General features: G+C 70.6%; 21 protein-coding genes and 1 tRNA gene. 10 read left to right on the forward strand and 12 right to left on the reverse strand.

The genetic code is table 11. The features are described 5' to 3' along the window. Positions 1–112: 112 nt before the first annotated feature. Positions 113–361 (forward strand): hypothetical protein, encoded by a 249-nt coding sequence (locus KBY90_RS11045; RefSeq protein ID WP_254968691.1) that lies wholly within the window; start codon positions 113–115, stop codon positions 359–361. Between the two features lie 28 nt (positions 362–389). On the opposite strand, the gene KBY90_RS11050 is transcribed toward KBY90_RS11045, so the two are convergent. After that, positions 390–821 carry an AraC family transcriptional regulator gene (locus tag KBY90_RS11050; protein ID WP_254968693.1) on the reverse strand — a complete coding sequence of 144 codons (432 nt, stop codon included), beginning with the start codon at positions 819–821 and terminating at the stop codon, positions 390–392. A 232-nt stretch (positions 822–1053) separates the two neighbouring features. On the opposite strand from KBY90_RS11050, the gene KBY90_RS11055 reads away from it, so the two are divergent. Next, positions 1054–1536: a DCC1-like thiol-disulfide oxidoreductase family protein gene (locus KBY90_RS11055; RefSeq protein ID WP_254968694.1), complete on the forward strand. Its 483-nt coding sequence runs from the start codon at positions 1054–1056 to the stop codon at positions 1534–1536. Here KBY90_RS11055 and KBY90_RS11060 read toward each other — a convergent pair. After that, the gene (locus KBY90_RS11060; protein ID WP_254968695.1) at positions 1526–3694 is read right to left on the reverse strand and encodes a glutamine synthetase III; all 2169 of its coding nucleotides are present in this window, start codon (positions 3692–3694) and stop codon (positions 1526–1528) included. The two genes, KBY90_RS11055 and KBY90_RS11060, sit on opposite strands and share 11 nt — an antisense overlap. Positions 3695–3902: 208 nt before the next feature. On the opposite strand from KBY90_RS11060, the gene KBY90_RS11065 reads away from it, so the two are divergent. Next, positions 3903–6326, forward strand: coding sequence for a glycogen/starch/alpha-glucan phosphorylase (locus KBY90_RS11065; RefSeq protein ID WP_254968791.1), 2424 nt, complete (start codon positions 3903–3905; stop codon positions 6324–6326). 228 nt (positions 6327–6554) lie between these two features. Further along, on the forward strand, positions 6555–7238 hold the full coding sequence (locus KBY90_RS11070; RefSeq protein WP_254968696.1) for a phosphoribosyltransferase: 684 nt from the start codon (positions 6555–6557) through the stop codon (positions 7236–7238). Between the two features lie 2 nt (positions 7239–7240). Here KBY90_RS11070 and KBY90_RS11075 read toward each other — a convergent pair whose 3' ends face one another. Next, positions 7241–9130: an NAD-binding protein gene (locus KBY90_RS11075; RefSeq protein WP_254968697.1), complete on the reverse strand. Its 1890-nt coding sequence runs from the start codon at positions 9128–9130 to the stop codon at positions 7241–7243. Between the two features lie 152 nt (positions 9131–9282). On the opposite strand from KBY90_RS11075, the gene KBY90_RS11080 reads away from it, so the two are divergent. From KBY90_RS11080 to KBY90_RS11100, 5 genes are all read left to right on the forward strand, one after another. Beyond that, complete coding sequence (locus KBY90_RS11080) at positions 9283–11799, forward strand: glycogen/starch/alpha-glucan phosphorylase (RefSeq protein ID WP_254968699.1); 2517 nt, start codon at positions 9283–9285, stop codon at positions 11797–11799. A gap of 31 nt (positions 11800–11830) precedes the next feature. Further along, a complete protein-coding gene (locus KBY90_RS11085) occupies positions 11831–11956 on the forward strand; it encodes a hypothetical protein (RefSeq protein WP_254968700.1) in 126 nt (41 codons plus the stop codon). A gap of 111 nt (positions 11957–12067) precedes the next feature. Further along, the gene (locus tag KBY90_RS11090) at positions 12068–14485 is read left to right on the forward strand and encodes a phosphoketolase (protein WP_254968701.1); all 2418 of its coding nucleotides are present in this window, start codon (positions 12068–12070) and stop codon (positions 14483–14485) included. A 135-nt stretch (positions 14486–14620) separates the two neighbouring features. Next, on the forward strand, positions 14621–15376 hold the full coding sequence (locus tag KBY90_RS11095) for a phycobilisome rod-core linker polypeptide (RefSeq protein ID WP_254968702.1): 756 nt from the start codon (positions 14621–14623) through the stop codon (positions 15374–15376). A 128-nt stretch (positions 15377–15504) separates the two neighbouring features. Next, positions 15505–16776, forward strand: coding sequence for an OFA family MFS transporter (locus KBY90_RS11100; protein ID WP_254968703.1), 1272 nt, complete (start codon positions 15505–15507; stop codon positions 16774–16776). Between the two features lie 9 nt (positions 16777–16785). Here KBY90_RS11100 and KBY90_RS11105 read toward each other — a convergent pair whose 3' ends face one another. The 5 genes from KBY90_RS11105 to KBY90_RS11125 form a co-directional block, all read right to left on the reverse strand. Next, entirely contained in the window at positions 16786–17430 is a 645-nt protein-coding gene (locus KBY90_RS11105; protein WP_254968704.1) for a hypothetical protein, read from the reverse strand. Positions 17431–17466: 36 nt separating this feature from the next. Beyond that, positions 17467–18105: a TMEM165/GDT1 family protein gene (locus KBY90_RS11110; protein ID WP_254968705.1), complete on the reverse strand. Its 639-nt coding sequence runs from the start codon at positions 18103–18105 to the stop codon at positions 17467–17469. Positions 18106–18124: 19 nt separating this feature from the next. Further along, positions 18125–18571: a universal stress protein gene (locus tag KBY90_RS11115; protein ID WP_254968706.1), complete on the reverse strand. Its 447-nt coding sequence runs from the start codon at positions 18569–18571 to the stop codon at positions 18125–18127. Between the two features lie 90 nt (positions 18572–18661). Continuing rightward, positions 18662–20746, reverse strand: a complete 2085-nt coding sequence (locus tag KBY90_RS11120; RefSeq protein WP_254968707.1) for a cation:proton antiporter — start codon at positions 20744–20746, stop codon at positions 18662–18664. A 58-nt stretch (positions 20747–20804) separates the two neighbouring features. Beyond that, the gene (locus KBY90_RS11125) at positions 20805–21461 is read right to left on the reverse strand and encodes a ParB-like protein (protein WP_254968708.1); all 657 of its coding nucleotides are present in this window, start codon (positions 21459–21461) and stop codon (positions 20805–20807) included. A 428-nt stretch (positions 21462–21889) separates the two neighbouring features. On the opposite strand from KBY90_RS11125, the gene KBY90_RS11130 reads away from it, so the two are divergent. Beyond that, entirely contained in the window at positions 21890–22099 is a 210-nt protein-coding gene (locus KBY90_RS11130) for a DUF2811 domain-containing protein (protein ID WP_254968709.1), read from the forward strand. Positions 22100–22248: 149 nt separating this feature from the next. On the opposite strand, the gene KBY90_RS11135 is transcribed toward KBY90_RS11130, so the two are convergent. From KBY90_RS11135 to KBY90_RS11150, 4 genes are all read right to left on the reverse strand, one after another. Then, complete coding sequence (locus tag KBY90_RS11135; protein ID WP_254968711.1) at positions 22249–23952, reverse strand: GMC oxidoreductase; 1704 nt, start codon at positions 23950–23952, stop codon at positions 22249–22251. A 90-nt stretch (positions 23953–24042) separates the two neighbouring features. Beyond that, a tRNA-Met gene (locus KBY90_RS11140) sits at positions 24043–24119 on the reverse strand. Positions 24120–24202: 83 nt separating this feature from the next. Continuing rightward, positions 24203–25174 (reverse strand): asparaginase, encoded by a 972-nt coding sequence (locus tag KBY90_RS11145; RefSeq protein WP_254968712.1) that lies wholly within the window; start codon positions 25172–25174, stop codon positions 24203–24205. 22 nt (positions 25175–25196) lie between these two features. Then, positions 25197–25760 (reverse strand): CGLD27 family protein, encoded by a 564-nt coding sequence (locus tag KBY90_RS11150; RefSeq protein WP_254968713.1) that lies wholly within the window; start codon positions 25758–25760, stop codon positions 25197–25199. Positions 25761–25762 lie beyond the last annotated feature (2 nt).

Below are 25762 nucleotides of genomic sequence, written 5' to 3' on the forward strand. Positions count from 1 at the left end.
GGCAGCTGCAGCTGCAGCTGCCGCCACAGGTCGTCGACTCCACGCACGCCCAGGGGCGACAGCGCGGCACTCGTTAGCATCGGGGCCTGCCCTTTCTCGATCTCCCCATTCCATGATCATCCTCAAGGTCACCAACGCCTCTGATGTCGTGGCCAGCAGGATCGGTCGCTTTCTTGCCGACCTCACCCCCAGTGGATTCGATCAGGGGAAGGTGGAGGAAGAGCTGATGAAACAGCTGGTCGAACAGATGCGGGCACAAGGATTGCAGGGAGAAGTCGCCTCGGTGCAGGGTCTCGATCTGCACAACAACGTGATCACCGTGGACGACAAGGTGAAGGTGCGGCGACACCGCACGATCTGATCAGGCCGATCTGATCAGGGCGATCGGATCAGGAAGGCAGCACCAGTCGATCGGCGCTGGGATGGAGCCGGCGGAAGGCCCGGTCTTCCGCGGCCCGCCTGCAGGTGAGCAGAAACAGCGGCATCTCGATCCCGAAGGTGCGCTCGAACAGCTCCACGGTTCTGCCGCCCTCACCCAGGCCGCAACTGCGGATGGCCTTCCGGAGACCCTGCTTCGGCTGTTCGGTGATCGTGTGGAAGAGGCGGTTGAGGCGATGCTGCAGCAGGGCTTCGGCGGGGGTCATCCCTCGCGTCTGATCAAAGCAGAAGTCCAGACAGTCCTCGCTGATGCCCAGATGGCCGGCCACATCGCTGATGGCGATGGGCTCGCGGAAGTGACGGGCGAAGTAATGGAGCGTGCGGCTCACCACCATGGGTCCGGAATGGCCGGCCTCCGGACAGTTTCTGGGTACGCTGCGCATCGCTCGACTCCACGACTGGGGATCACCCTCCCCAGCAGACCTCCCTGTCTTAGGTGCGCTGCGAGTGGCGCGATTCGGAGGGCGGGGTTTCGGCACAAATTGCACCATTCGACGTCGCCACGCAGCACCATCTGCAATCTTGCGCAGCAAAACAACATGCCGAGGTTGACGATCTGTCGCTCGCAGGCCGCTGGCGGGTGCTCCAGGATGGGCTTCATCCTGACTCCTCCCCATGCCGGACGCGGCGCCGCTGAGGCCTCCCGGCAGCCAGCCGGCGGCCAGCCCCAGCCCGGCTGCAGGCGCCGCTCCGGTACTGGTGTTCGACGGCGGTTGCCCCTTCTGCCGTCACTTCGCCGAGCTCAGTGAACTGCGTGGCGGCATCCCAAACCTGCAGATCCGCGACGGCCGCAGCGACCACGGCCTGAGGCTCGCCCTGGCCCGGCGCGGCTACCGGCTGGGCAACGGCGCGATGCTGCTCCCGGAGGGTGCGCCGGACGGCCAGGTGCTCCATGGCGCCGAGGCCATCCAGTGGATCTGTGCCCGCTTGCGGCCCAGCGACCAACTGCTGCGCCTTCTCGCCTTGCTGCTGGCCACGCCGCCGCGCTCCCGGGCGCTCTATCCGCTCCTGCTGATGGCCCGCCGTCTGGCCCTGGGGCTGAAGGGCCTGCCGGTGGAGCCCGAGGGTCCACCGGCAGGGACGGGCCTCAGCGGATGAACAGCATCTCCTGGTAGGAGGGCAGGGGCCAGCTGGCGTCGTCGATCAGCAGCTCCAGTCCGTCCACCGCCTCACGGATGGCGTTCATCCGCGGCATCAGCACATCGGCGCAGTAGCGCAGATGCGCTTCCACCCCGTGGGGAGCCTGCTCGATGGCGTCCTCGAGGCTGAGGCAGCCGCTCACCAGCTTCTGGTTGAGCTCGGCCATCTGGCTCACCAGCGAGCGGTCGGTGGGGATGCCCAGGGCTTCCTGGTTCTTCAACGACACCGCCAGCTTGTCCAGACAGGCCATCACCACCGGATACACCTGGGTGCGGGCGATGCGCACCGCCAGACGGGCCTCCACCTCGATGGCGAGGATGTACTGCTCGGCATACACCTCGTAGCGGCTTTCCAGCTCCGTGGGCGTGAGCACCCCGGTGCGCTCGAACAGATCCCGGATCTCCGGCCGCTTGAGCACCGGCAGGGCGTCGGCGGAGCTGGGCAGGTTCTCCAGTCCCCGCTCCTCCACGGCGAGGCGGTGCCATTCGGCCGAATAGCCATCACCGCCGAACACCACGGCCCCGTGGTCGTCCATGGTGCGCTTGAGCACGGCGAAGGCCGCTTCCTCCAGGGAGGAACCGCTGCCGAGCTGGTCTTCCAGCTGATCGGCGATCCAGGCCAGCGAGTCGGCCAGGATCGTGTTCAGCACCACCAGCGGGCCGGCAACGGACTGGCCGGAGCCCACCGCCCGGAACTCGAAGCGGTTGCCGGTGAAGGCGAACGGGGAGGTGCGGTTGCGGTCGCCGGGGTCCTTGTTGAGGTCGGGCAGGGTGTCGACTCCGAGCGACATCAGGGCCGCCTTGGCCGAACCCTCCAGCTTGCCGCTCTTGATCTGATTGAACACATCCTCGAGCTGGCTGCCCAGGTACACCGAGATGATCGCCGGCGGCGCCTCGTTGGCACCGAGGCGATGGTCGTTGCTGGCGGTGGCGATGGCGGCGCGCATCAGCGGGCCGTAGCAGTGCACCCCCCGGATCACCGCCCCGCAGAACAGCAGGAACTGGAGGTTTTCGTGGGGGGTGCTGCCGGGATCCAGCAGGTTGCCCTGGGTGGGATTGCCGATCGACCAGTTGACGTGCTTGCCGCTGCCGTTGACGCCGGCGAAGGGCTTCTCGTGCAGCAGGCAGGTGAAGCCGTGCTTCTTGGCCGTGGCCTTGAGCACGGTCATGGTGAGCTGCTGGTGGTCGGTGGCCACGTTGGCGGCCTCGAAGTAGGGCGCGATCTCGAACTGGCCCGGCGCCACCTCGTTGTGGCGGGTCTTGGCGGGCACGCCGAGGCAGTAGAGCTGGCGCTCCACGTCCTGCATGAACACCTGCACCCGCTCGGGGATGGCGCCGAAGTAGTGGTCGTCGAACTGCTGCCCCTTGGCCGGCGGTGCGCCGAACAGGGTGCGGCCGGCCAGCTGCAGGTCGGGCCGCAGCGCCGTGAAGGCGGCATCAACCAGGAAGTATTCCTGCTCGGCGCCGCAGCTGGAGTTCACCGGGGCGATCTCCACTTCCCCCAGCAGCCGCAGCAGCCGCTGGGCCTGCTTGTTCATCGCCGCGTTGGAGCGCAGCAGCGGGGTTTTCTTGTCGAGGGCCTCACCGGTCCAGGACACGAACACGGTGGGGATGCAGAGGGTGACGCCGTTGGGCGTCTCCATCAGATAGGCGGGGCTGGTGACGTCCCAGGCGGTGTAGCCGCGGGCCTCGAAGGTGGAGCGGATGCCGCCGTTGGGGAAGGAGGAGCCGTCGGGCTCGCCCTGCACCAGCAGCTTGCCGGTGAACTCGGTGATCGCCTTGCCGTCGCCCTGGGGGGAGATGAAGCCGTCGTGCTTCTCGGCGGTGAGGTTGGTGAGCGGATAGAAGACGTGGGCGTAGTAGAGGGCGCCCCGGTTGGTGGCCCAGTCCTTCATGGCCTGCGCCACCACGTTGGCCACCGATGCATCGAGCTTGCTGCCCTCGGTCATCGAGCGCTGGATCGACTTGAACACCTCCTTGGGGAGGGCCGACTTCATTTTGTCCAGGCTGAAGACGTCCCGGGCCCAGAGATCCTTGAGTTCGCTGCTGGGCTCCACCTCCAGGGGGGGACGGGCGATGATGTCGCCGATCGCCTGCAGGCGAGACTGCGATGGCATGGGTAGCGGTTGATGCTGAACCCATACCCAACTCCCCGGAGCGCCCTTCCTGTTGCCGCCGTTGTTACCGGATTGGGACGGAGGCGATACGGGCGAGCCGGCGGCTGGGCAGAACTGCTCAGGGGTGGATTTCGGTAGTGGTTCAGGCAGCGCGCAACCCGGTCGCGCGGGTGAAGCTGGCTGATTGTCCGCCGTCAGCCGCTGCGCCATGGCCCTGGAGAGTTCCCCGTCGCCGCAAGGCCCCGCATCGGCCGGTCTGCACACCGACCCCCTGGCCGAGGCCATCCGCCGGCACCTCTTCTACAGCCAGGCCAAATCCCCCTCGCTGGCCACCCGGCACGACCACTACCGGGCGCTGGCCCTGGCCGTGCGCGACCGGCTGCTGCAGAAATGGGTCGACACCGCCGAGACCTACACCCAGAGCCACGTGCGCACCGCGGTGTACCTCTCCGCCGAATTCCTCCTCGGCCCCCACCTGGAGAACAATCTGGTGAACCTGGGCATCCGCGAGGAGGCCCTCGCCGCCTGCGCCGAGCTGGGACTCGATCTCGACACCCTGCTGGCGGAGGAACCGGAGCCCGGCCTGGGCAACGGCGGTCTCGGCCGCCTCGCCGCCTGCTTCCAGGAGTCGATGGCCACCCTGGAGCTGCCGGCCATCGGCTATGGGATCCGCTACGAGTTCGGCATCTTCCGCCAGCAGATCACCCCCGGAGGACAGCTCGAGAGCACCGATCCCTGGCTGGCGCAGGGCAATCCCTGGGAGGTGATCCGGCCGGAGTGGAGCTATCCGGTGGAGATCGGCGGCCAGACCGTGATCGGCGTGGCCTACGACACGCCGATCCTCGGGTACGGCGTCAACACGGCCAACACGCTGCGGCTGTGGTCGGCCACCGCGCCCGACGCCTTCGATTTCGCCTCCTTCAACGCCGGCGACTACGCCCGTGCCGTGCTGCGCAAGATGCAGTCGGAAACGCTCTCCAAGGTGCTCTACCCCAACGACGAGTTCGATCAGGGCAAGCGCCTGCGGCTCTCCCAGCAGATCTTCTTCGTGAGCTGCTCCCTGCAGGACATGTTCCGCATCCTCAAGGGGCAGGGCATGAAGCCCGAGCAGTTCCACCTCAAATTCGCCGTTCAGCTCAACGACACCCACCCGGCCATCGCCGTGGCCGAGCTGATGCGGCTGCTGATCGATGTGCACCATCTCGACTGGGACACCGCCTGGGAGATCACCACCGCCAGCCTCAGCTACACCAATCACACCCTGCTGCCCGAGGCGCTGGAGACCTGGGGGGTGGACCTGTTCGAACAGTTGCTGCCCCGCCAGCTGGAGATCATCTACGAGATCAATGCCCGCTTCCTGCGCATGGTGCGCATCCGCTATCCGGGCCATCCGGAGAAACTCAGCCGCGTGTCGCTGATCGAGGAAGGTCCCCAGCGTCGGGTGCGCATGGCCCATCTGGCGGTGGTGGGCAGCCACCACACCAATGGAGTGGCCGAGCTGCACAGCAGGCTCCTGAAGGAGCACCTGCTGGCCGACTTCGCCGAACTCTGGCCGGAGCGGTTCACCAACGTCACCAATGGCGTCACCCCGCGCCGCTGGATGGCGGTGGCCAACCCGGCCCTGGCCGCCTTCCTCGACGACGAACTCGGGGAGCGCTGGAGGCATGACCTCGACGCGCTCGCAGGCCTGAACGATCGGGCCGGCGATCCGGCCTTCCTGGAGCGCTGGCAGGCCGTGAAGGACCGCGGCAAGCGCCGCCTGATCCAGCACGTGCATGACCAGCTCGGCCTGCTGCTGGATCACACGTCGCTGTTCGACGTGCAGGTGAAGCGGATCCACGAATACAAGCGCCAGCATCTGGCGGCCCTGCTGATCGTGGAGCGCTACCTGCGCCTGCGCAATGGTGAGGACCTGCCGCCGCGCACCTTCCTCTTCGGTGGCAAGGCGGCACCGGGTTACGCCATGGCCAAGCTGATCATCCGCCTGATCGTGGGCATCGCCGAGATCGTCAACATGGATCCGGCGATGGAGGGCCGGCTGCGCGTGGTGTTCCTGCCCAACTTCAGCGTCAAACTCGGCCAGCTGGTGTATCCGGCGGTGGATCTCTCCGAGCAGATCTCCACCGCCGGCAAGGAGGCTTCCGGCACCGGCAACATGAAGATGGCCCTCAACGGCGCCGTCACGATCGGCACCCTCGATGGCGCCAACGTGGAGATCCGCGAGCGGGTGGGGGACGAGAACTTCTTCCTGTTCGGCCACACCACCGAACAGGTGGCCGAACTCGACCGCCTCGGCTATCACCCGATGTCGTGGATCGAGCGCGATCCGATGGTGCGCGAGGTGCTGGCCCTGATCGGCTCCGGCCAGTTCAGCGAGGGCGACCGGGAGCTCTTCCACCCGCTGCTGGCCAGCATCACCAGCCACGATCCCTTCAAGGTGATGGCCGACATCGCCGACTACCGCCGCGCCCAGGAGGCGGTGGATCGGGCCTGGACCGACCGCCCGGGCTGGGCGCGGCGCTCCCTCGCCAACACCGCCGCCTGCGGCTTCTTCTCCAGTGATCGCTCGATCCGGGAGTACGCGGAGCGCATCTGGAAGGTGGAGCCCGTGCCGGTGCCCGGCCAGGGGTGATCCTTTCCCTTCGGGGGAACCTCTCGGGAAGGGACGCGGCGCTCCAGCCCCGCTGGCCCCAGGATGGGACCAGCGAGGACTGGGCCCATGGACACGGATGTGGTGCTGCCCCTGGTGGCCGGCGCGGGGCTGATCCTGCTGATCGTGGCGGGCACCGTGGCGGTGTTTCTGCGCCCCAGCGACACCCCGCGGGACCGCTGACGGGATTGATGCTGGGAGCTTGCGGCGATGCCCACGTCCTTCCCGTCCGGTGCTGATCGCCGGTTCGAGCCGCCCCTCTGGGCCGACCGTCATCAGGCCGGCCTGGAACTGGCCCGGGCCTGCGGCCGGCTGCGCAATCCGGTGCTGCCCGTCGCCCTGGTGGCCTTGCCGCGCGGCGGAGTGCCGGTGGCGGTGGCCATGGCCGGCGAGCTGGGTTGCCCCGTGGTCACCTGGTCGGTGCGCAAGGTGGCTGATCCCGCCTTCCCCGAGGTGGCGATCGGAGCGGTGGCACCCGGAGGCGTGGCCGTGTGGCGCGATGGCGGCGCCGCCCGCCGCCATGAGCAGGCCGCCCGCAGCCGCGGCTGGCTGGCGCAGCAGGAACAGGAGCTGGAACGGCGCCAGCGGCTGTTCGGCGATCCACCGCCCGAGCAGCTGCGGGGCCGCCATCTGGTGGTGGTGGATGACGGCATCGCCACCGGCATGACCGTGGAGGCGGCGCTGCTGTCGTTGCGCCGCCTGGAACCCTCCCGCCTGGAGCTGGCGGTGCCGGTGGCCGACCGCGGCGTGGCGAACTGGCTTGGATCGCTGGTGGATCGCCTCACGGTGCTGGCCCCGGTGCACGACCTCACCGCCGTGGGCCTGTGGTACCGCCGCTTCGAGCAGCTCAGCGACGCCCAGGTGATCGACCAGCTCGCCCGGCTGCGCGGCTGAGGTCAGGCCTCCGTTCTGGTGGCCCCATCCCCGGCCGCAGGCACCACCTGGCTGCGCACCCCCAGGTGATGCAGGTCCTGGGCCAGCAGCTCGCTGATGTCCAGGTCGAGGCGGGGAGTGTGGTGCTCCCGGCCGTCGAGCAGGGGCAGCACCTCGCCGGGCTGGCGGCCCAGCCAGCGCGCCAGGCACTGCTGCAGGTTGAAGCGGCGCTCGGCGTCGGGCGTGCCGATCACCTGCAGGCGCAGGCACCAGGCGGGCGGGCGGGCCCGGCCCAGCTCCACCCGCCGCAGGGCGTCCAGGTCGGCCAGCACCGTGAGCTGGTCCCCTGCCGCCACGATCGATTCGGCCCGGGGCAGGCCCATGGCCGCGGCGCTGCGGGAGCGCCGCAGGGCCAGGCAGGTGAGTCCGTAGCCGTGTTCCAGGCGGGCCACGCTGCGGCCGCAGAGGGTGTCGTCGGCAGTGATCCGGTAACGCACCAGCAGGAGGGTGACACCGCGCACCCGGCAGACCCCCAGCACCACTTCCCCGAAGGCCGTGGCCACGATGGCGTCGGCCACCAGGTCGGTGGTGGAGATCACGGTCATCCCCCCGAGCAGATCCCCCAGCTGCTCCGCAGCGCCCATCGAGGCGGCGAGCACGGCAAGGCGGGCCTGCGGCCAGCGCTGCTGCAGGGCCAGGGCGGTGTGCAGGTTGCCCAGCAGATCGGCTGACAGCACGCCCAGCGCCGCGGCCGGCCGCTGCTGCAGCAGGGCCAGACCCTCCGCCAGCCCCAGGGAGGGGACGCCGGCGCCGGAGTCCTGCTCGCTCACACGCACGACGGCGCAGCGCTCGCGCTCCAGATCCCGCTGCACCCGGTCGGCCAGCGCTCCCCCCTCCACCAGCAGCACCACGGGGCGGTCGCGCCGGGGCGGCCGCGGCCGGCGCACGCCGAGGCGATCGCGCAGCAGCCACTCCAGGATCACCGCCACCAGGGCGGAGGTCAGCAAGGTGCCCACCAGGGCGTAGAGGAGGGTGCCGCCGATCAGCCAGCCGCTGGCCTCGCCAATGCTGCGCTGCTCGGTGAGGAACACCGCCACGGCGTCCACGTACTCGCCCTTGAGCAGGGCCAGGGTCACGAACACCCCCTGCCGCCAGCCGTGGGGCCCGGCGAACAGCTGCAGCCCGGCCAGCAGCAGCGCCAGCACGGCGCCGGCCAGGATCCACTGCAGCCGGGAGCGGCGCCGCAGCCATCCCCGCACCCTCGCGGCAGCCAACGACCACTCGCTCCTGAGCCATCTCCGCCCTGCCGCCGGAGGCACCGGCGCCCCCGGCGCCACACCGCGGCCCACCAGGGCCAGGGGTGTCACCAGCAGCGGCGGCTCCGCGGCGGCTGCCAGCTGCAGCGGGCGCTGGTGACGGCGGTCGTCCAGACGGCCTTCGATCAGGCCGTAGGTCTGACCCTCCACCTGGAACAGGGCCGCCTGGCGGCTGGGCCGCAGGGCCGCGGTGATCGCCTCGGCCGTGAGCAGCACCGGATCCAGCACGGCGATGCCGGGCAGCTTCTCCTCCAGCAGCGCCGCGAACTCGGCCTGCTGGCTGGAGGAACGGGCGACGATCCGGGCCTGCGGATTGAGCAGCCGCACCTGCAGAGCTGCCTCGAAGTTCACCGTGCTCCGGGAGCTCAGCAGCAGCACGCTGCGCGCCTCCTCCGCACCGGCCGCCCGCAGCACATGGGGGAGGCGCATGTCACCGAGCACCAGGTGGGGATCGAGGCGCTGCTCCAGCTCGGGATCAGCCCAGCTGGGCCGCTGCAGGTCGAGGATGCGCAGGGGCACATCGAACCGGCTCAGGCGCCGGAGGCAGGCCTGGCCCAGGGAGCCGAGGCCGCACACCAGCACCGGTGGCGTCGCCATCAGGACCGCCAGCCAACGGCGTCAGGCTATGGCGCCAAGCCCGGCAGGCGGCAGGCCCCGGAGGTGACCGGGGCTACAGGCCGGCCCGGGTGCTGTTGATGCGCCCTTAACCCGGGCTGCACAGGGTGGGAGAAACGCCCTGCCATCCAGCCATGACCAGCACGCCTCAGCGCGCCGGCCTGCCCGTCCCAGCCAGCTACGGCGACCCCCAGCGCAACGGCCTCACCGCCGCCGATCTGTTCGACGGCATGACCGAGCACCTCTTCTACACGCTGGGCGTCCGGGCCCAGGGGGCCAGCGTGCACGACCTCTACATGGCCCTCAGCCATGCGGTGCGCGACCGGCTGATGACCCGGCACCTGGCCACCAAGGACCAGCTGCGCGTCGGTGAGGCCAAGGCGGTGGCCTACCTCTCGGCCGAGTTCCTGATCGGCCCCCAGCTGGGCAACAACCTGCTGATGCTGGGCATCCGCAGCGAGGCCGAGGAGGCGGTGCGGCGCTTCGGCGGCCCGGGCCTGGAGCAGTTGCTGGCCGTGGAGGAGGAGCCCGGGCTGGGCAACGGCGGCCTCGGCCGGCTGGCCGCCTGCTACCTGGAGTCGCTGGCCAGCCTGGAGTTCCCCGCCAGCGGCTACGGCATCCGCTACGAGTTCGGCATCTTCGACCAGCTGATCCGGGACGGCTGGCAGGTGGAGATCACCGACCAGTGGCTCAAGGGCGGCTGGCCCTGGGAGCTGGTGTATCCCGACCAGAGCCAGTCGGTGGGCTTCGGCGGCCATGTGGAGAGCTACCGCGATGAGGCAGGCATCGAGCGCCGGCGCTGGCTGCCGGCCCACCGGGCCCTGGGCATCCCCCACGACGTGCCGGTGCTGGGCTACCGGGTGAACAGCTGCGACCGCATCCGCCTGTGGCGCGCCGTGGCCGCCGAATCCTTCGACGTGCACGCCTTCAACGCGGGTGATTTCCAGCGGGCCGTGCAGGAGAAGGTGGCCAGCGAGACCCTCTCCAAGGTGCTCTACCCCAACGACGGCACCGACCAGGGCAAGCGCCTGCGGCTCGAGCAGCAGCACTTCTTCGTGAGCTGCTCGCTGCAGGACATGCTGCGCAACCTCGACCAGCGCGGCGCGCCGGTGCAGGCCTTCGCCGAGCGCTGGGCTGTGCAGCTCAACGACACCCATCCGGCCATCGCCGTGGCCGAGCTGATGCGCCTGCTGGTGGATGAACGCCTGCTGGCCTGGGACGAGGCCTGGGCGATCACCACCGCCGCGATCGCCTACACCAACCACACCCTGCTGCCCGAAGCCCTGGAGCGCTGGGAGCTGGGCCTGTTCGGCTCCCTGCTGCCGCGGCACCTGGAGATCATCTACGAGATCAATTCCCGCTTCCTGCAGCAGGTGCGCCTGCACGCCCCCGGCGACCTGGACCTGCTGCGGCGCGTGTCGATCATCGAGGAGAACGGCCCCAGGGCGGTGCGCATGGCCCATCTGGCCACCGTCGCCGCCCATCACGTCAACGGCGTGGCGGCGCTGCACAGCGAACTGGTGAAGAGCGATCTCTTCCCCGACTTCGCCGCCCTCTGGCCGGAGAAGTTCACCAACGTGACCAACGGCGTGACGCCGCGGCGCTGGCTGGCCCTGGCCAACCCGCCCCTGGCGGCCCTGCTGGGCGACACCATCGGCGACGACTGGCCGGCCCACGGCGAGCGCCTGCGCGACCTCGAGCCTCTCGCCGGCGACAGCAACTTCCAGCAGCGCTGGGCGGCCTGCAAGCTGGAGTGCAAGCGCCGGCTGGCCGGCGTGATCGCCGAGCAGTCGCAGGTGCTGGTGGATCCCACCTCCCTGTTCGACATCCAGGTGAAGCGGATCCACGAATACAAGCGCCAGCACCTCAATGCCTTGCAGGTGGTGCTGCAGTACCTGCGCATCAAGCACGGCGACACCGAGGGCATGGTGCCGCGCACCGTGATCTTCGGTGGCAAGGCCGCGCCGGGCTACTGGATGGCGAAGCTGATCATCCGCTTCATCAACGGCATCGCCGCCACGATCAACGCCGATCCCGACAGCCGCGGTCTGCTGAGCGTGGCCTTTCTCGCCGACTACAACGTGAAGCTGGGCGAGCGGGTGTACCCGGCCGCCGATCTCTCCGAGCAGATCTCCACCGCCGGCCTGGAGGCCTCCGGCACGGGCAACATGAAGTTCGCCCTCAACGGCGCGATCACCATCGGCACCCTCGACGGCGCCAACGTGGAGATCCGCGAGCGGGTGGGGGCGGAGAACTTCTTCCTCTTCGGCCACAGCACCGAGCAGATCGCCGAGCTGCGCCGCAACTACCGCCCCTGGGAATGGGTGGAGCGGGTGCCGCTGCTGCGCGAGGCCCTGGAGCTGATCGAGCGGGGCCATTTCAGTGACGGCGACACCGAGCTGTTCCGGCCTCTGGTGCAGAACATCGTCGGCGGCGACCCCTACCTGCTGCTGGCCGACCTGCCCGACTACCTGCGCACCCAGAGCGAGGCCTCGCGCCTGTGGGCCGACCCGCCGGCCTGGCAGCGGGCCTCGATCCTCAACACCGCCCGCAGCGGTTTCTTCAGCTCCGACCGGGCCATCCGCGAGTACGCCGAGCGGGTGTGGGGGGTGCAGCCCCAGCCGCTGGCCATGGGCTGTGGGGTGCATTGATGGCCGCACCCCGGCGGAGATCCGCTCCGAGGTGCCCGACCTGCTGGTGTTCCGCGATGGCTGCCCGGGTGGCGAATCACCCCAGGCCGTCGACGCCAGCGTGGACCGGATGATCGCGCGGGTGCGAGGAGTGGGGGAACAATGTCAGCCGCTCTGAGGTCAGCCGCCCCGCCGGTCTGGCTGCTGTGCGTTAACCCTCACCCACCGATCCATTAGGCCGCTCTTAATTCAGGGTGGTCAAGATGCGGACAGCAGGACGTACCACCCCATGACCTCCACCTTCCAGTCCGTCTCCCTGGTTGCCTCGACCCCGGCCAGCACCGAGGAGCTGCAGAACATCGACGCCTGGTGGCGGGCTGCCAACTACCTGGCGGTGGGGATGATCTACCTGCGCGACAACCCGCTGCTGCGGGAGCCGCTGCGCCCCGAGCACATCAAGAGCCGGCTGCTGGGGCACTGGGGGTCGAGTCCGGGGCAGGCCTTCATCTGGGCCCATGCCAACCGCCTGATCCGCCAGCGCGACCTGGACATGATCTACCTGTCGGGTCCGGGCCACGGGGCCCCCGGCGTGCTGGCCCCCACCTACCTGGACGGCTCCTACAGCGAGATCTATCCGGACAAGTCGCGGGACGCCGAGGGCATGCGGCGCTTCATGAAGCAGTTCTCCTTCCCGGGCCACATCGGCAGCCACTGCACCCCGGAAACCCCCGGCTCGATCCACGAGGGCGGCGAACTGGGCTACGTGCTCTCCCACGCCTGCGGGGCGGTGTTCGACAACCCAGAGCTGATCGCGATCGCCTGCGTGGGCGACGGCGAGGCCGAGACCGGGCCCCTGGCCACCAGCTGGCACATCAACAAGTTCCTCAACCCGATCAGCGACGGCGCCGTGCTGCCGGTGCTGCACCTCAACGGGTACAAGATCGCCAACCCCACCCTGCTGGCGCGCATCCCCCGCGAGGAGCTGGCCAGCCTGATGCGCGGCTACGGCTGGGAGCCCCTGTTCGTGGAGGGCCACGAGCCCATGGCCATGCACCAGGCCATGGCCGCGGCCATGGACGAGGCGGTGGGCCGCATCCAGCGGATCCGCGCCGAGGCCCGAGCCAGCGGTGAGGCGGTGCGGCCCGCCTGGCCGATGATCGTGCTGCGCTCCCCCAAGGGCTGGACCGGTCCCCAGGCCCTGGGCGAGAAGAAGATCGAGAACTTCTGGCGCGCCCACCAGGTGCCCCTGGCCGCCCCCCAGAGCGATCCGGCCCAGCTGCAGATGCTCGAGGACTGGATGAAGAGCTACCGGCCCTGGGAGCTCTTCGACGCCAACGGCACCCTGGTGCCGGAGCTGCAGGCGCTTTCCCCCGAAGGCCCGCGCCGCATGGGCTCCAACCCCCATGCCAACGGCGGCCTGCTGCGCCACAAGCTGCACCTGCCGCCGATCGAGACCTACGCGGTGCCGGTGGAGGCCCCCGGAGCCAGCGAGGCGGAGAACACCTACCCCCTGGGCGAGCTGCTGCGCGACGCCATCGGCCTCAACCCCGATTCGCTGCGGGTGTTCGGTCCCGATGAAACGGCCTCCAACCGCCTGCAGGCGATCTACGAGGTGAGCAAGAAGGTGTGGATGGAGGACTTCCTGCCCGAAGACCTCAACGGCAGTGAACTGGCCCGCTCCGGCCGGGTGGTGGAGATGCTCAGCGAGCACACCCTGGTGGGAATGATGGAGGGCTATCTGCTCACCGGCCGCTACGGCTTCTTCCACACCTACGAGGCCTTCGCCCATGTGATCGCCTCGATGTTCAACCAGCACGCCAAGTGGCTGGAGAGCTGCATCCACCACGCCCCCTGGCGGGCGCCGATCGGCCCCTGGAACTGCCTGATCTCCAGCACGGTGTGGCGCCAGGACCACAACGGCTTCACCCACCAGGATCCCGGCTTCATCGATCTGGCCGGCAACAAGAGCGGCGAGGTGGTGCGGGTGTACATGCCCGCGGACGCCAACTGCCTGCTGGCGGTGGCCGAAGAGGCGCTGCAGGAGCCGAACGTCTGCAACATCATCGTCAGCGACAAGCAGAAGCACCTCCAGTACCTCACCCTGGAGCAGGCCCGCGCCCACGTGGCCAAGGGCATCGGCCTGTGGAGCTGGGCCAGCAACGACGACTGCGGCACCGAGCCCGACGAGCCCGATGTGGTGATGGCCTGCGCCGGCGACATCCCCACCAAGGAGACCCTGGCGGCGGTGGAGATCCTGCGCCGGGAGATTCCCAGGCTGAAGATCCGCGTGCTCAACGTGGTGAAGCTCTTCGCCCTCACCACTCCCGAGGAGCATCCCCATGGCCTGAGCGATCGGGACTTCGACAGCCTGTTCACCACCAGTCGCCCGGTGATGTTCAACTTCCATGGCTATCCGTGGCTGATCCACCGCCTCACCTACCGGCGCACCAACCACAGCAACATCCACGTGCGCGGCTACAAGGAGAAGGGCAACATCAACACTCCCCTGGAGCTGGCGATGAACAACCAGATCGACCGCTACAACCTGGTGATCGATGTGATCGACCGGGTGCCGGGACTGGGCTCACGCTGTGCCCACGTCAAGGAGCGCATGAAGGAGGCGATCCTCCACCACCGTGCCTATGCCCACGAGCACGGCATGGACGATCCGGCCATCACCCACTGGCGCTGGGGCATCCACGGCTGATGCCGGTTTCTCCCCAGTTGCCGGTGAAGACCTCCGCATCTGCCGGTGAAGTTGTGTGAGGGATGACCGGGGTGGCGACCAAAAGGGCGGCGTCAGGTCGATACCGTCCGGCGTGATGGAGATCCTTGCCATTCCATGTCCCTGCCCCTGCTCGACAGCCGTCCGACGGCGATCAACGCCCGTGTGGCCAGCTTCCTGCCCGCGGGTGACGAAACCCCCCGCCAGGCGGGGGCCAGCCTGGCGGGAGGCACCGAGGCCAGCGACGGCCTGATGGAGCAGGCCTACCGCCAGATCTTCTTCCATGCCTTCAGCGTGGATCGGGATCCGGTGCTGGAGATGCGCCTGCGCAGCGGTCAGATCAGCGTGCGTGGCTTCATCCGCGGTCTGCTGCTCTCCGACAAGTTCCGCAACGACTTCTACCGCTGCAACAGCAACTACCGCGTCGTCGAGCAGATCGTCGGCCGCGTGCTGGGCCGGCCTGTGTATGGCGAACAGGAGCGCATCCGCTGGTCGATCGTGATCGCCGAACAGGGATTGCCGGCCTTCGTGGACGCCCTGCTCGATTCCCCGGAATACCTGGAAGCCTTCGGCGAAGACCAGGTTCCTTACCAGCGCTCGCGGGTGCTGGCTGGCCGGGCCGTGGGCACCATGCCCTTCAACCAGCAGGCCCCGCGCTACGACGCCTACTGGCGTGACGTGACCGCCCGGCGCGCTCCGGCCGGCGGCTCTCCCTGGACCGTGGGCGTGCCGCGGCCGGCCTGGCTGGCGGGCCAGCCCACCCCCCAGGTGCGCAGCCTCTGGCAGGGCATCGTGGCCACCGGTGGCTTCATCCTCACCGGCCTCGTGCTCTGGACCGCCGCCGCGATGCTCAGCACCGGCGCCCAGGGCTGAGCCCCGAGGGCCGTCCGTCAGCGGATGCTCTCCGGGCGTGGTGAGCGGCGAGCCCCATGCCTACGGTCCGGGCAGAGGGGTTCGCCGCGATGGGATCGTTCGCATCGGAAGCGGAATCCCTGCCTGCCATGGCCGCCGCTGGCAGCGGCCGGAACCGCCTGTTCGGCCTGCCGGCGGCCACCGGCCGCTGGCTGCTGCTGCCGCTCGGCACGGTGGCCCACCTGTGCATGGGCACCGTCTACGCCTGGAGCGTCTTCCGCCAGCCCCTGGAGAAGGCCCTGAGCCTCGGGGCCACCCAGAGCATGCTGCCCTACACGGTGGCGCTGCTCTGCTTCGCCCTGCTGATGCCGGCGGGTGGCCAGCTGATGCCGCGGCTGGGCCCTCGCCGCGTGATGCTCGTCGGTGGCGCGGTGATGGCGCTGGGCTATCTGCTGGCCAGCCGCAGCCAGTCCCTCGGCCAGCTGGTGCTCTCCTACGGCGTGATCGTGGGCAGCGGTGTGGGCCTGGCCTACGGGGTGCCCCTGGCCGTGGCGGCGCGCTGGTTTCCCGATCGGCAGGGCCTGGCGATGGGGCTCGTGGTGCTCGGCTTCGGGCTCTCGCCGCTGATCACCGCCCCGCTGGCCCATCGGCTGATCGCCACCCAGGGTCTGGGCAGCACCCTGCAGCTGCTGGGCGTGGCCTTCCTGATGCTGATGGTGACCGTGGCCCTGACCATGGTCCTGCCGCCGGCCGGCTGGCAGCCGCCACCGGCAACCCGGCGCCGGGACCGGTCCGCCGCCGCGGCTGGCCAGGCGTCCGCCTCGGCCATCACCGCACCCGCCGCAGCCGCTTTGCCCCTGCGCAGCAGAACGTTCGGGGGGCTGTGGCTGTGCTACGGGCTCGGCGCCCTGCTGGGCCTGAGCGCCATCGGCATCTCCAGTCCCGTGGGGCTGGAGGTGATCGCCATCGATCCGGCCACGGCGGCGGCCTGCATCTCCCTGTTCGCGGTGTTCAACGGCGCCAGCCGGCCGCTGTTCGGCTGGCTCTGCGACCGCCTTCGCCCCTGGCAGGTGGCCACCCTGGCCTACCTGCTGGTGCTGGTGGGCAGCCTGATGATGGCGGGCGCCGGTGAAGGCGACCTGCTCACGTATCTGGTGGCGTTCAGTCTGTTCTGGGCCAGCCTCGGCGGCTGGCTGGCGATCGCGCCGGCCACCACCCTGCGCTGCTTCGACCCGCAGCGCTATGCCCAGACCTACGGGCTGGTGTTCACCGCCTACGGGGCCGGTGCCCTGCTCGGCACCCTGATCACCGGTCAGCTGCGCGACTGGTTCGGCTGCTACACCAGCGCCTTTCTGCCGATGGCCGCCGTGGCCGCTGTCGGCATCGTGCTGGCCAGCCTGCTGCTGCGGGCCAGCCGCTAGCGCGGTTGCCTAGCTCTGCAGGGAGGGGAACGTGGCGCGCATGCGCTCGCCCAGTTCCGCCGCCACGCGGCTGCGGAACTCCGCCGCGGCCTCGGCGCCCAGCACCGGGTAGCTGCCGTCGGCGTTGCCCTCACCGCGCAGCGGTTTCCAGCTGCTGCTCTCGCGCTGCCGGAGGTCCTCCAGCGGCGCGTTGAAGTCGTACTCCAGGGTGCGGCCCCCGGCGGTCGCCGCGGCCACCAGCTCCTCCCGCACGGCCACCAGATCCCGGGCCTTGAGGGTGTCGGGCAGACCCAGCACCGGCTGCAGCTCCTCCAGCAGCCGCAGCTCCTCCTCCAGCAGGACCGGCCAGGCCCCCTGCTCGCCCTCCGCCAGCCCCTGCTCCTGGGGGCTGGCGCGCATCGCCTCCAGGTGGAAGGCCAGCCAGCGGTAGTGGGATTTCTCCTGGATGGTCTTCTTCATCCCACCCTTGCCCCCGGTGGGGCGCTTGGGCAGGGCCGCCTCGGCCCTGCGCAGGAAGGCCCGGTCCTCGGGTTCGAGGTTGATGGCGCCCCAGCGGTGGCGGTAGTCCCAGAGCTCGGCGTAGCGGCGCACGTCCTCGGGTGCCCAGCCCAGCCCCTGCAGCTCATCGGCTCTGCTGATCTCGTCCTTGGCCACCGCCGGGTCTCGTGTCGCTGGCAGGCAGCGTAGGGGTCAGCCCAGAGCCTGCCCCAGGGCCGCCAGACCGAACAGCAGGAACAGGCCGCCGCTGAGGCGGTAGAGCAGCCGTTCATCCACCCGCTGGCCGATCCAGCGGCCCGCTCCCACCGCCAGTCCCGTCACCAGGGCATGGCCGGCCAGGGTGCCGGCCACCAGCCCCGGGAAGGTGAAGGTGGGCGCCGCCGCCAGCACGACCGTGGCGAACTGGGTGCGGTCGCCCATCTCGGCGATGAACACCAGGCTGAAGGCTTCCCAGGTGACCGGCCAGGGGCGGCTGATCACCCGGCGGCGCTCGGCGGCGTTCACCGCCTGCTCGGCCTCCACGGCTTCGTCCTGGGCGGCATCACGCCCCAGGGACTGGGCCTCCAGCAGCAGCTTGACGCCGAAGCCCAGGAACAGCACGGCCGCCAGCCAGGGCAGCAGGGCTTCCGGCAGCAGCTCGCGCAGCCCGAAGCCCACGCCCAGCGACAGCAGGGTGACCAGGGCCAGGGCCACGAAACTGCCCAGAAACACCCAGCGGCGCTGATGGCGCGTCGCCAGGATCAGGGCCATGAAGAAGGTCTTGTCACCCAGCTCGGCCAGGGTGATGGCGCCGAAGCTGGAACCGAAGGCCGCCAGGGCGGGATCGCTCACGGATGCTGCCTCCGACGCCTCAGCGAACCACCAGCACCGGGCAGGTGCTGGCGAGCAGCACCCGCTGGGTCTCGCTGCCGATCAGCAGCCCTTCCAGCCCCCGCCGCCCGTGGGACCCCATCACGATCAGGTCGCAGCCGGCGGCGCTGGCCTCTTCGAGGATGGCCCTGTGGGGCAGCGGATTCATCAGCACCACCTGTTCCGCCTCCACGCCGGCCTTGGCGGCCGTGGCCATCGCGTCCTGCAGGATCGCCTCGGCCCGCCTGGAGGCTGCCTCCACCAGGGCCTCGATGGTGCTGGCCTCCACCATCTCGCCCACGCCCACCAGGCTGATCGGGTAGTTGTTCTGCACGTGCAGGAACCGCACCCGGGCCCCGAGCGCCGCGGCCAGATCCACGGCCTGCGCCACCGCCCGGCCTGAGATCTCCGAGCCGTCGGTGGGCACGAGCAACTGTCGGTAGGTCATCGCGGCACCAGCGTCCCACCCCGGTTTAGTCCAGCGGGAGGTCCCTGACAGCCATGGGCCGCGGGGCCCCGTTCGTAGGGCCGCAGGGTTTCAGTGCAGCGGATCGCTGATCACCAGCGTGGGTGTGCCGAGGTGGCGCAGCAGCCGGCTGGTGAGATCGCTGGCGGGTATCGGCAGACCGGCCACCAGACGCCGCTGGGAGCGCAGGATCACCAGGTCGTGGCTCCTGCTGGCGGCCTCGATCGCGCTCTCCACGCCCTGCTGGCTGCGCAGCACGATCTCGAGCGGCACCGGCGCTGCAGCCCCACTCCCGCCGGCGGAGGAGCCGGCGGGTTGCCACTGCCCCAGCTCCAGCTCCAGTTGCTGCCGCTCCTGGCGGCTCAGGCGCGGATCGTGCAGGTGCAGCAGCGTGATCGAGCCCCCCAGCGCCATGGCCAGGCGGTGGGCCAGCTGGAACTGCTCCATGGCCCCCGCGGTGAGGTCCTTGATCGGCACCAGCAGGCGGCGCAGCTCCGCGGGCGGGCGGGGCAGGTGGGCCACCACCACGGGGCAGGGAGCCTGCCGGCAGGTGGCGTCCACCAGGTCGCCGAAGAGCCAGCGGTCCAGGCCGCTGGGCGGTGTCATCCCCATCAGCACCAGATCGCTGGCCTGCTCCACCGCCACCAGGGCGATGCCACCGGCCACGTCCGGATCCACCCGCAGCAGCGCACGGCAGGGCACCCGCCAGGTGCCGGCGATCGCCTCGGCGCGCTGCAGCAGGCCACGGGCCTTGGCGATCGCGCTGGCCAGGGCGGGCAGACTCTGGCCTCCCGCCTCCGCCTGCCGCGGCGACACCACCGCCAGCGGCAGCAGCAGGCCGGACTGGTCGGCGTCGCCGCCGGTGAGCAGCCGGGCCAGCTCCATCAGGGAGGCTTCGGTGTCGGGATTGGACACCGGCACCAGCACGCGCAGGGCGCGGCGCACCAGGGCCCGCTGGCCGCCCTCGGCGATGGTGAGCCGGTCCGCCTTCGCCCGCCCCAGCCGGGGCATGGCCACCGCAGTGAGATAGGGCCCCAGGGTAGCGGTGACCACCATCATCGCCAGCACGCTGTTGAGCACCGTCTCGTCCAGCAGACCGGCGCGGAAGCCCACGAAGGTGGCCGCCAGGGTGGCCGCCACCTGGGGAATGGAGAGCGACCAGAGGGTGAGCACCTGGGGCCTGTTGTAGGCATAGAGCCGGCCGGCCCACCAGGAGGCCAGCCCCTTCGAGGCGATCAGCCCGCCGATCAGCAGCAGGGCGAAGGGCGAGCCGGTGAGCGTGCCGGCGAAGGCAGGCAGGTTGAGCAGCAGGCCGAGGCTGATGAAGAAGAAGGGGATGAACAGGGCCGCCCCCACGAAGATCACCTGCTCCTTCACCCGCCCCTCCGGCAGCACGCCGTTCACGGCCAGACCGGCCAGGAAGGCGCCGACGATCTTCTCCACCCCGGCCAGCTCCGCCCCCATGGCGGCCAGGAACAGGGCCATCAGCACCGCCAGGAACAGCTGGCTGTCGTTGTTCACGCTGCGCTTCACCAGCAGCCGGCCCAGGCGCCGCGTCAGCACCAGCACCAGCCCGCCGAACAGCATCACCCGCAGCGGCAGGGCCACCAGCTCCAGCGGCGAGGCCTCGCCCCGGTGCAGCCCCATGCACAGGGCCAGCAGCACCAGCGCAGCGATGTCGGTGAAGATCGTGCCGCCGATGGCCACCACCACCGACTCCTCGCGCACCTCCCCGTAGCCGCGCACGATCGGGTAGCCCAGGGGCGTGTGGGACGAGAGGATCGAGCCCAGCAGCACGCTGCTGAGCAGGGAGTAGCCGAAGCCCAGCCCCAGCAGCAGTCCCGTGATCAGCGGCAGGGCGAAGGTGAGCAGGCCGAAGCGCAGCGAGCGCTGGCGGATGCGGGCGAACTCCACCAGGTCGATCTCCAGCCCGGCGATGAACAGCAGATACACCACGCCCAGGTCGGCGAACAGGCGCACGATCTCGCTGCCGGGGCTCACCCAGCCCAGGGCGTGGGGGCCGATCAGCACCCCCGCCACCAGCAGGCCCACCAGGTCGGGCAGCCCCAATCGCCGGATCAAGGGTGGCACGAGCATGCTCAGCCCCAGCAGCAGGGCGAACAGCGCCAGGGGGTTGTCGGCGAGAAAGGCGGTCAAGCCGGCGGGGGGCGAGATCCGCCCAGCTTGGCTGGGCCGGAGAGGATCGTCCTGGGGCTCAGCGCAGGCCGGTCCAGCCGGCCAGATGGGAGGCGGCCGTGGAACGGGCCAGCGCCCGGGCCGAGGGCAGGGCCGGCTCCAGGCGGGCCGAACTGAAGGGCGGCAGGGGCCGCCGACGCAGCCAGGCGCCCCAGCGGAACTCATGGAAGGGGATCAGGGGGGCCGGCTGCACCACCCCTTCGCGCTTGAGCTTCCACACCAGGCTGCGGTAGGGGTCGTCCTGCAGCCCCAGCAACGTCTGCGGCAGCGCCTCGGGGTGCAGCGGACCGAGCCCGCGGCCGTCGTAGAGGTACAGCCAGCCCCGGCGCTGCAGCTCCGCCAGCACGGCACCGCGGTCGTCGCTCTCCAGCTGCAGGGCGACGTAGCCGAAGGCGGTGGCCTCCGGCATCAGTTCCAGCAGGGCCCGCAGGCGGTGATGGCGGTCCACCATCCACAGGGCGCCGTCAGCGCTGCGGACCAGGGGCACGGGCTTGCTGCCGAGGTAGTCGCGCCGCTCCCGGGAGGTCTCGGTGCGGAAGTCGGCCTGGCGGCTGCGCACCTCGGCCAGCCCCACGCACAGCTGGGTGGGCTGGAGGCTGGCGATCGGCACCTCCAGCAGGAGCTCGTCGTCGGGGGGAGGAGGGAGCGGCTGGAAGGGGGGAAGGCGTAGGGCCATTCCGCCATCCTCGCCTGCCCGGCCCAGGCAGCGCCGCCTGGCCGGTGCCGCCGTGCGCTGCGGCTGTTCGCCCGTCTCGCTGCCCTGGCCGGCGGCGACCGCACACCAATGATCAGGTCTGCTGATCATTTCTGGATTTCCCCATGTCGGCGGCGTTTTCCCCGGTGGTGCAGGGACTTTTCCCCAGGCGACCGATCCAGCGGGCCGGTGGCGGCGCCCGGGCTGGGGAAAGCCGGCCCCTGGCCTCCTCGGCCTTGACAGCCCCGGGGCGCGGCTTTGCGCCGCTCCCGGCTTCTACCCCGCCTGCCCTGAACCCTGATGCCGCAGCCAGTCTCAGGGATGACAGGGATGAGTCCGCGGTCGCGCCGCGGTTTTGACGACCCCCCCGGGGCTGTGGCGTACTGGGGCCTCCCCAGGACGGACCGCCGATGCCCGAGCCCACCCCCGACGTGGCCATCAGCCTCGAGGCCGAGGTTCCGGAGGTGCTGTTCGAGGGCATGCGCCGCTTCATCGACCAGCACCCCCAGTGGGATCAGTACCGGCTGGTCACCTCCGCCCTGGCCGGTTTTCTCTTCCAGCACGGCTGCAAGGACCCCTGCGTGCAGCAGCACTACCTCAACGGCCTCTTCCTGCGCTGAGGCCGGCGCTGCGGCGAGGCAAGAAAAAAGCGGGGGAGCCATCCCCCGCTCGTGTTCTCCCTTGCCCGACCCGTTGAAAGGTCGCCTCGCCATTGTGCGCACCACCCCCGGGGTGGTTTGTGGCCACCGACACCGGAACCGGGTTGCCGTCAGGGAGCGCTGACGCCGCCCGCATCCTCCAGGCGGTGACCATCCCCGCGCCGCAGCCGTTCGGCGGCGGCGGCGCAGGCCCGCCAGGCGATCGCCATCAGGGTGAGGGTGGGGCTCTGCCAGCCGGCGCTGGGCCAGCAGGCCCCGTCCACCACCAGCAGGTTGGGCGCCTGCCAGCACTGGTTCCAGCGGTTCACCACCCCGGCCTCCGGCCTGGCGGCCATGGGTGCCCCGCCCAGCTCGTGGATGTAGTAGCCGGGGGGCGGCGCCTCCGGGCTGACGGCGTGGCTGTTGCGGATCCAGGGCTCCAGCAGCGGCAGCACGAACAGCTCCTCCACCGGCCGGATGGTCCCTCCGGCCGCCGCCACCACCGCATCCATGCGCGCCTGCATGTGCCGCACCATGGCCCGTTCGTTCTCCCCCCAGGCCATGGCGATGTGGGGAACGGGCAGCCCCCAGGCGTCGACCCGGTCGGACTCAAGCGTGACCCGATTGTCGGGATGGGGCAGCACCTCGCCATGGCCGATCAGAAAGCCACTGGCCTCATCGGGCCGTCGCTGCAGCAGCCGGGGTGGATCGAAGCGCTGCACCGCCGCCCACAGCCCGTAGCCGCGATGGAATCCCTCGGCGCCGGAGTGCTCCAGGTTGACGCTGTTGGGGATGAAGCAGCTGCCGGCACCGGAGAGTTCCGCCGGCTGCGCCGGCGCCTCCACCCCGGGCAGGGAGAAGAAGCGGCTGGTGGAGACGTGGTCCATCAGGTGGCGGCCCAGGCCCGCGCCGGGATCCACCAGGCCACCGGCGCGCTGGCGCTCCTCGGAGTGCAGCAGCACGCGCAGGGTCTCGATCGTGGAGGCGCAGAGCACCACCAGGGGGGCTTCGAGCAGCTCCCGGCCGCCGCTGCGCCCGTCCACCACCACCACCCCGCGCACCCGCCGCTGGTCGCGATGGAGCAGCACATGGCTCACCACCACCTCGCTGCGCAGCTGGGTGCGGCCCGTGGCCAGGGCCCGCGCCAGGCTGCTGCCGGGGCTGGCGGAGCGGGGCCAGTGCCGGCCCCGGTGCAGGCGCACGCCGCGGGAGTGGATGAAGGGCAGCCCCAGTTGCTCACGCACCGCCACCGCCAGCCGGCGTTCGCCGGGGGTGAAGGGCAGCGGCGGGGCGTAGCGGCCGTCGGGCAGCTGGGGCAGGCCGTCGGCCGCACCGTGCACCCCCAGCAGGGCTTCCAGCCGGTCGTAGTACGGGGCCAGATCGGCGCCGCTGATCGGCCAGCCGGGGCTCTGGCCATCACCCTCGCCGGCCCTGAATTCGTAGTCGCTCAGCCGCAGGGTGATGCCGCCCCAGGTGAGGCTGCGGCCGCCCACCTGGCGGCCCCGCGTCCAGAGGAAGGGCCGGTCCGCCGGCGTGGTGTAGGGGTTGCGGCGCTCGTCGACGAACAGCTCCGGGTTCTGCTTCCAGAACCCCGGATGGTGGCGCTGCAGCCGCTGCTTGCCGCTGGCCAGGTTGGCGACGCGGCGCAGGCTGTTGAGCGGTTCGCTGCCGAAGGCCCGCTCAGGCTGCAGCCGCGGCCCCGCCTCCAGCACCAGCACCCGCAGCCCGGCCTCCGCCAGCGCCATGGCCGCCACGCCGCCGGTGGCTCCCGAACCCACCACGATCGCGTCGGGGGGTGGGGCCTGGTCCGACGCCGCGGCTGAATCTGGAGCCATGGCTGACGTTGTCTCAGCTGGAGAGGCTGGCATCCGGGCTGCGCAGCCAGCAAAAAACCCCGACAGCGGTGCTGCCGGGGTGGAGGTAAGTGGTGGCGGGGGCGAGATTTGAACTCGCGACCTTCGGGTTATGAGCCCGACGAGCTACCAGGCTGCTCTACCCCGCGGCGGCTGGTGAATCATACCAGCGAGGTGTCCCCCGCTACCGCTGCGTGGGCGGCCCCGCCCACGGCGCAGCTGCGCTGCCGGTTCAGTCGAAGCGCAGCTCGCCGAGCACCTCCAGCCGCAGGTGCGGGGCCGGCACCAGGAAGCGCTGGCGCAGCTCCTCGAGGGTGAGGGGCGTGAGCCAGTCGAGCTGCTCCAGCAGGTGCAGGGCCACGGCATGTTTGGCCCGGGCGGCGCCGTCCTCCACCTTGATCGCCACGCCCAGCCCCTCGCCCACGCGGCTGAGGCACTGGATGCCCTCGGCGCCGCCCTTGCTGAGCACCTGGCCGTGGCCGCGGCGCATCAGCTCGGTGTCGAAGCGCCCCTCGCCGGCCACCAGGTCGGGGTGGGCCAGCATGGCGCGGTTGAGGCGCTCCAGATCGGGCTGCTCGCCGGCGCCCAGGTGCGCGAACAGCAGGGCCATCTGCGCGAGCCGCAGGCGCAGGGTGGGGGCGCCGCAGTCGTCCCGGGCGGTCACCAGCTCGGCCGCCGGCAGGCCTAGAAACTCGGCCACACGCTTGAGCACCTCCCGCTGCAGGGGGTGGTCCACCTGCAGGTAGCTCTCGGTGCTCCAGCCCAGGCGACGGCAGGTGGCCAGAAAGGCCGCGTGCTTGCCCGAGCAGTTGTGCTCCAGCGGACTGGTGCACCCGTCCGGCACGGGGCACTGCAGCTGGTCGGGCTCCAGCTCGGCGCTCCAGAGCAGCTTGAAGGCCTCGCGGGCGTGTTCGGGCGTGCCCGCATGGGAGGCGCAGGCGATCGCCAGGCCCCTGGTGCCCACCTGGCCCTGGTCGGCGGCGCCGCTGGCCACGAAGGCGGTGGCCTGGAAGGGTTTGAGCGCCGAGCGCACGAAGCTCAGCCGCTGGGGGTCGCCGGCACGCATCAGCACGCGGCCGCGGGCGTCGCTCACGGCCGCGTGCACCCGGTGGTGCGACTCGGGGATGCCCTCGCGCAACAGCCGCACCTCCAGCGGCGGGATGTCGGTGCGGGTGGCGGCACCGAAGCTGGAGGAGAGGCTCATGGGCAGGGCCGGCAGCCGACGTTCACCGAGCCTGCCAGAGCTGGGTTCCCAGCAGCAGGGCTCCGCCCAGCGCCATCAGGCCGGAGGCGCCGGCCATGGCCCGCTGCAGCCGGGCCAGCACCGGCCGCACCTGGTGGCGGGCCACCAGCAGATCCTGCTGACGCCAGCTCAGGGGTTTCTCCCACACCTGGCCGTCGTACCAGCCGGATTCCTCGTATTCCACCCGCTCGCTCATCAGCCGCTGGTGGATGCTGCGCCAGCCCAGCCACTGGCGCAGCAGCATCAGGGTGGGCAGGACGATGGCCGCCACCGCCCCGGCGAGCACCATCTGCACGGGGTGGTGGCGCAACACCCAGCTGCCGCTGCCCACCAGCACGGTGAGCGGCAGGATCAGCAGCCAGCTCAGGGCCAGGGGGCGCAGCAGGCCGGCGGTGCTGCCGGCGGGCCAGGCGAAGAACCAGGAGTCGCGCAGTTCCTGGTATTGCTGCAGGGGCCTCTGGGCAGCAGGCACGGGACAGGAATCGGCCGGGGCGCCGGGAAAGTCACCGGTGGTGCCGGGGCCAGTGGTGCCGGGGGCGTCCCCCATGG

The organism is Cyanobium sp. CH-040 (genome assembly GCF_024346135.1).
Taxonomy (GTDB): domain Bacteria; phylum Cyanobacteriota; class Cyanobacteriia; order PCC-6307; family Cyanobiaceae; genus NIES-981.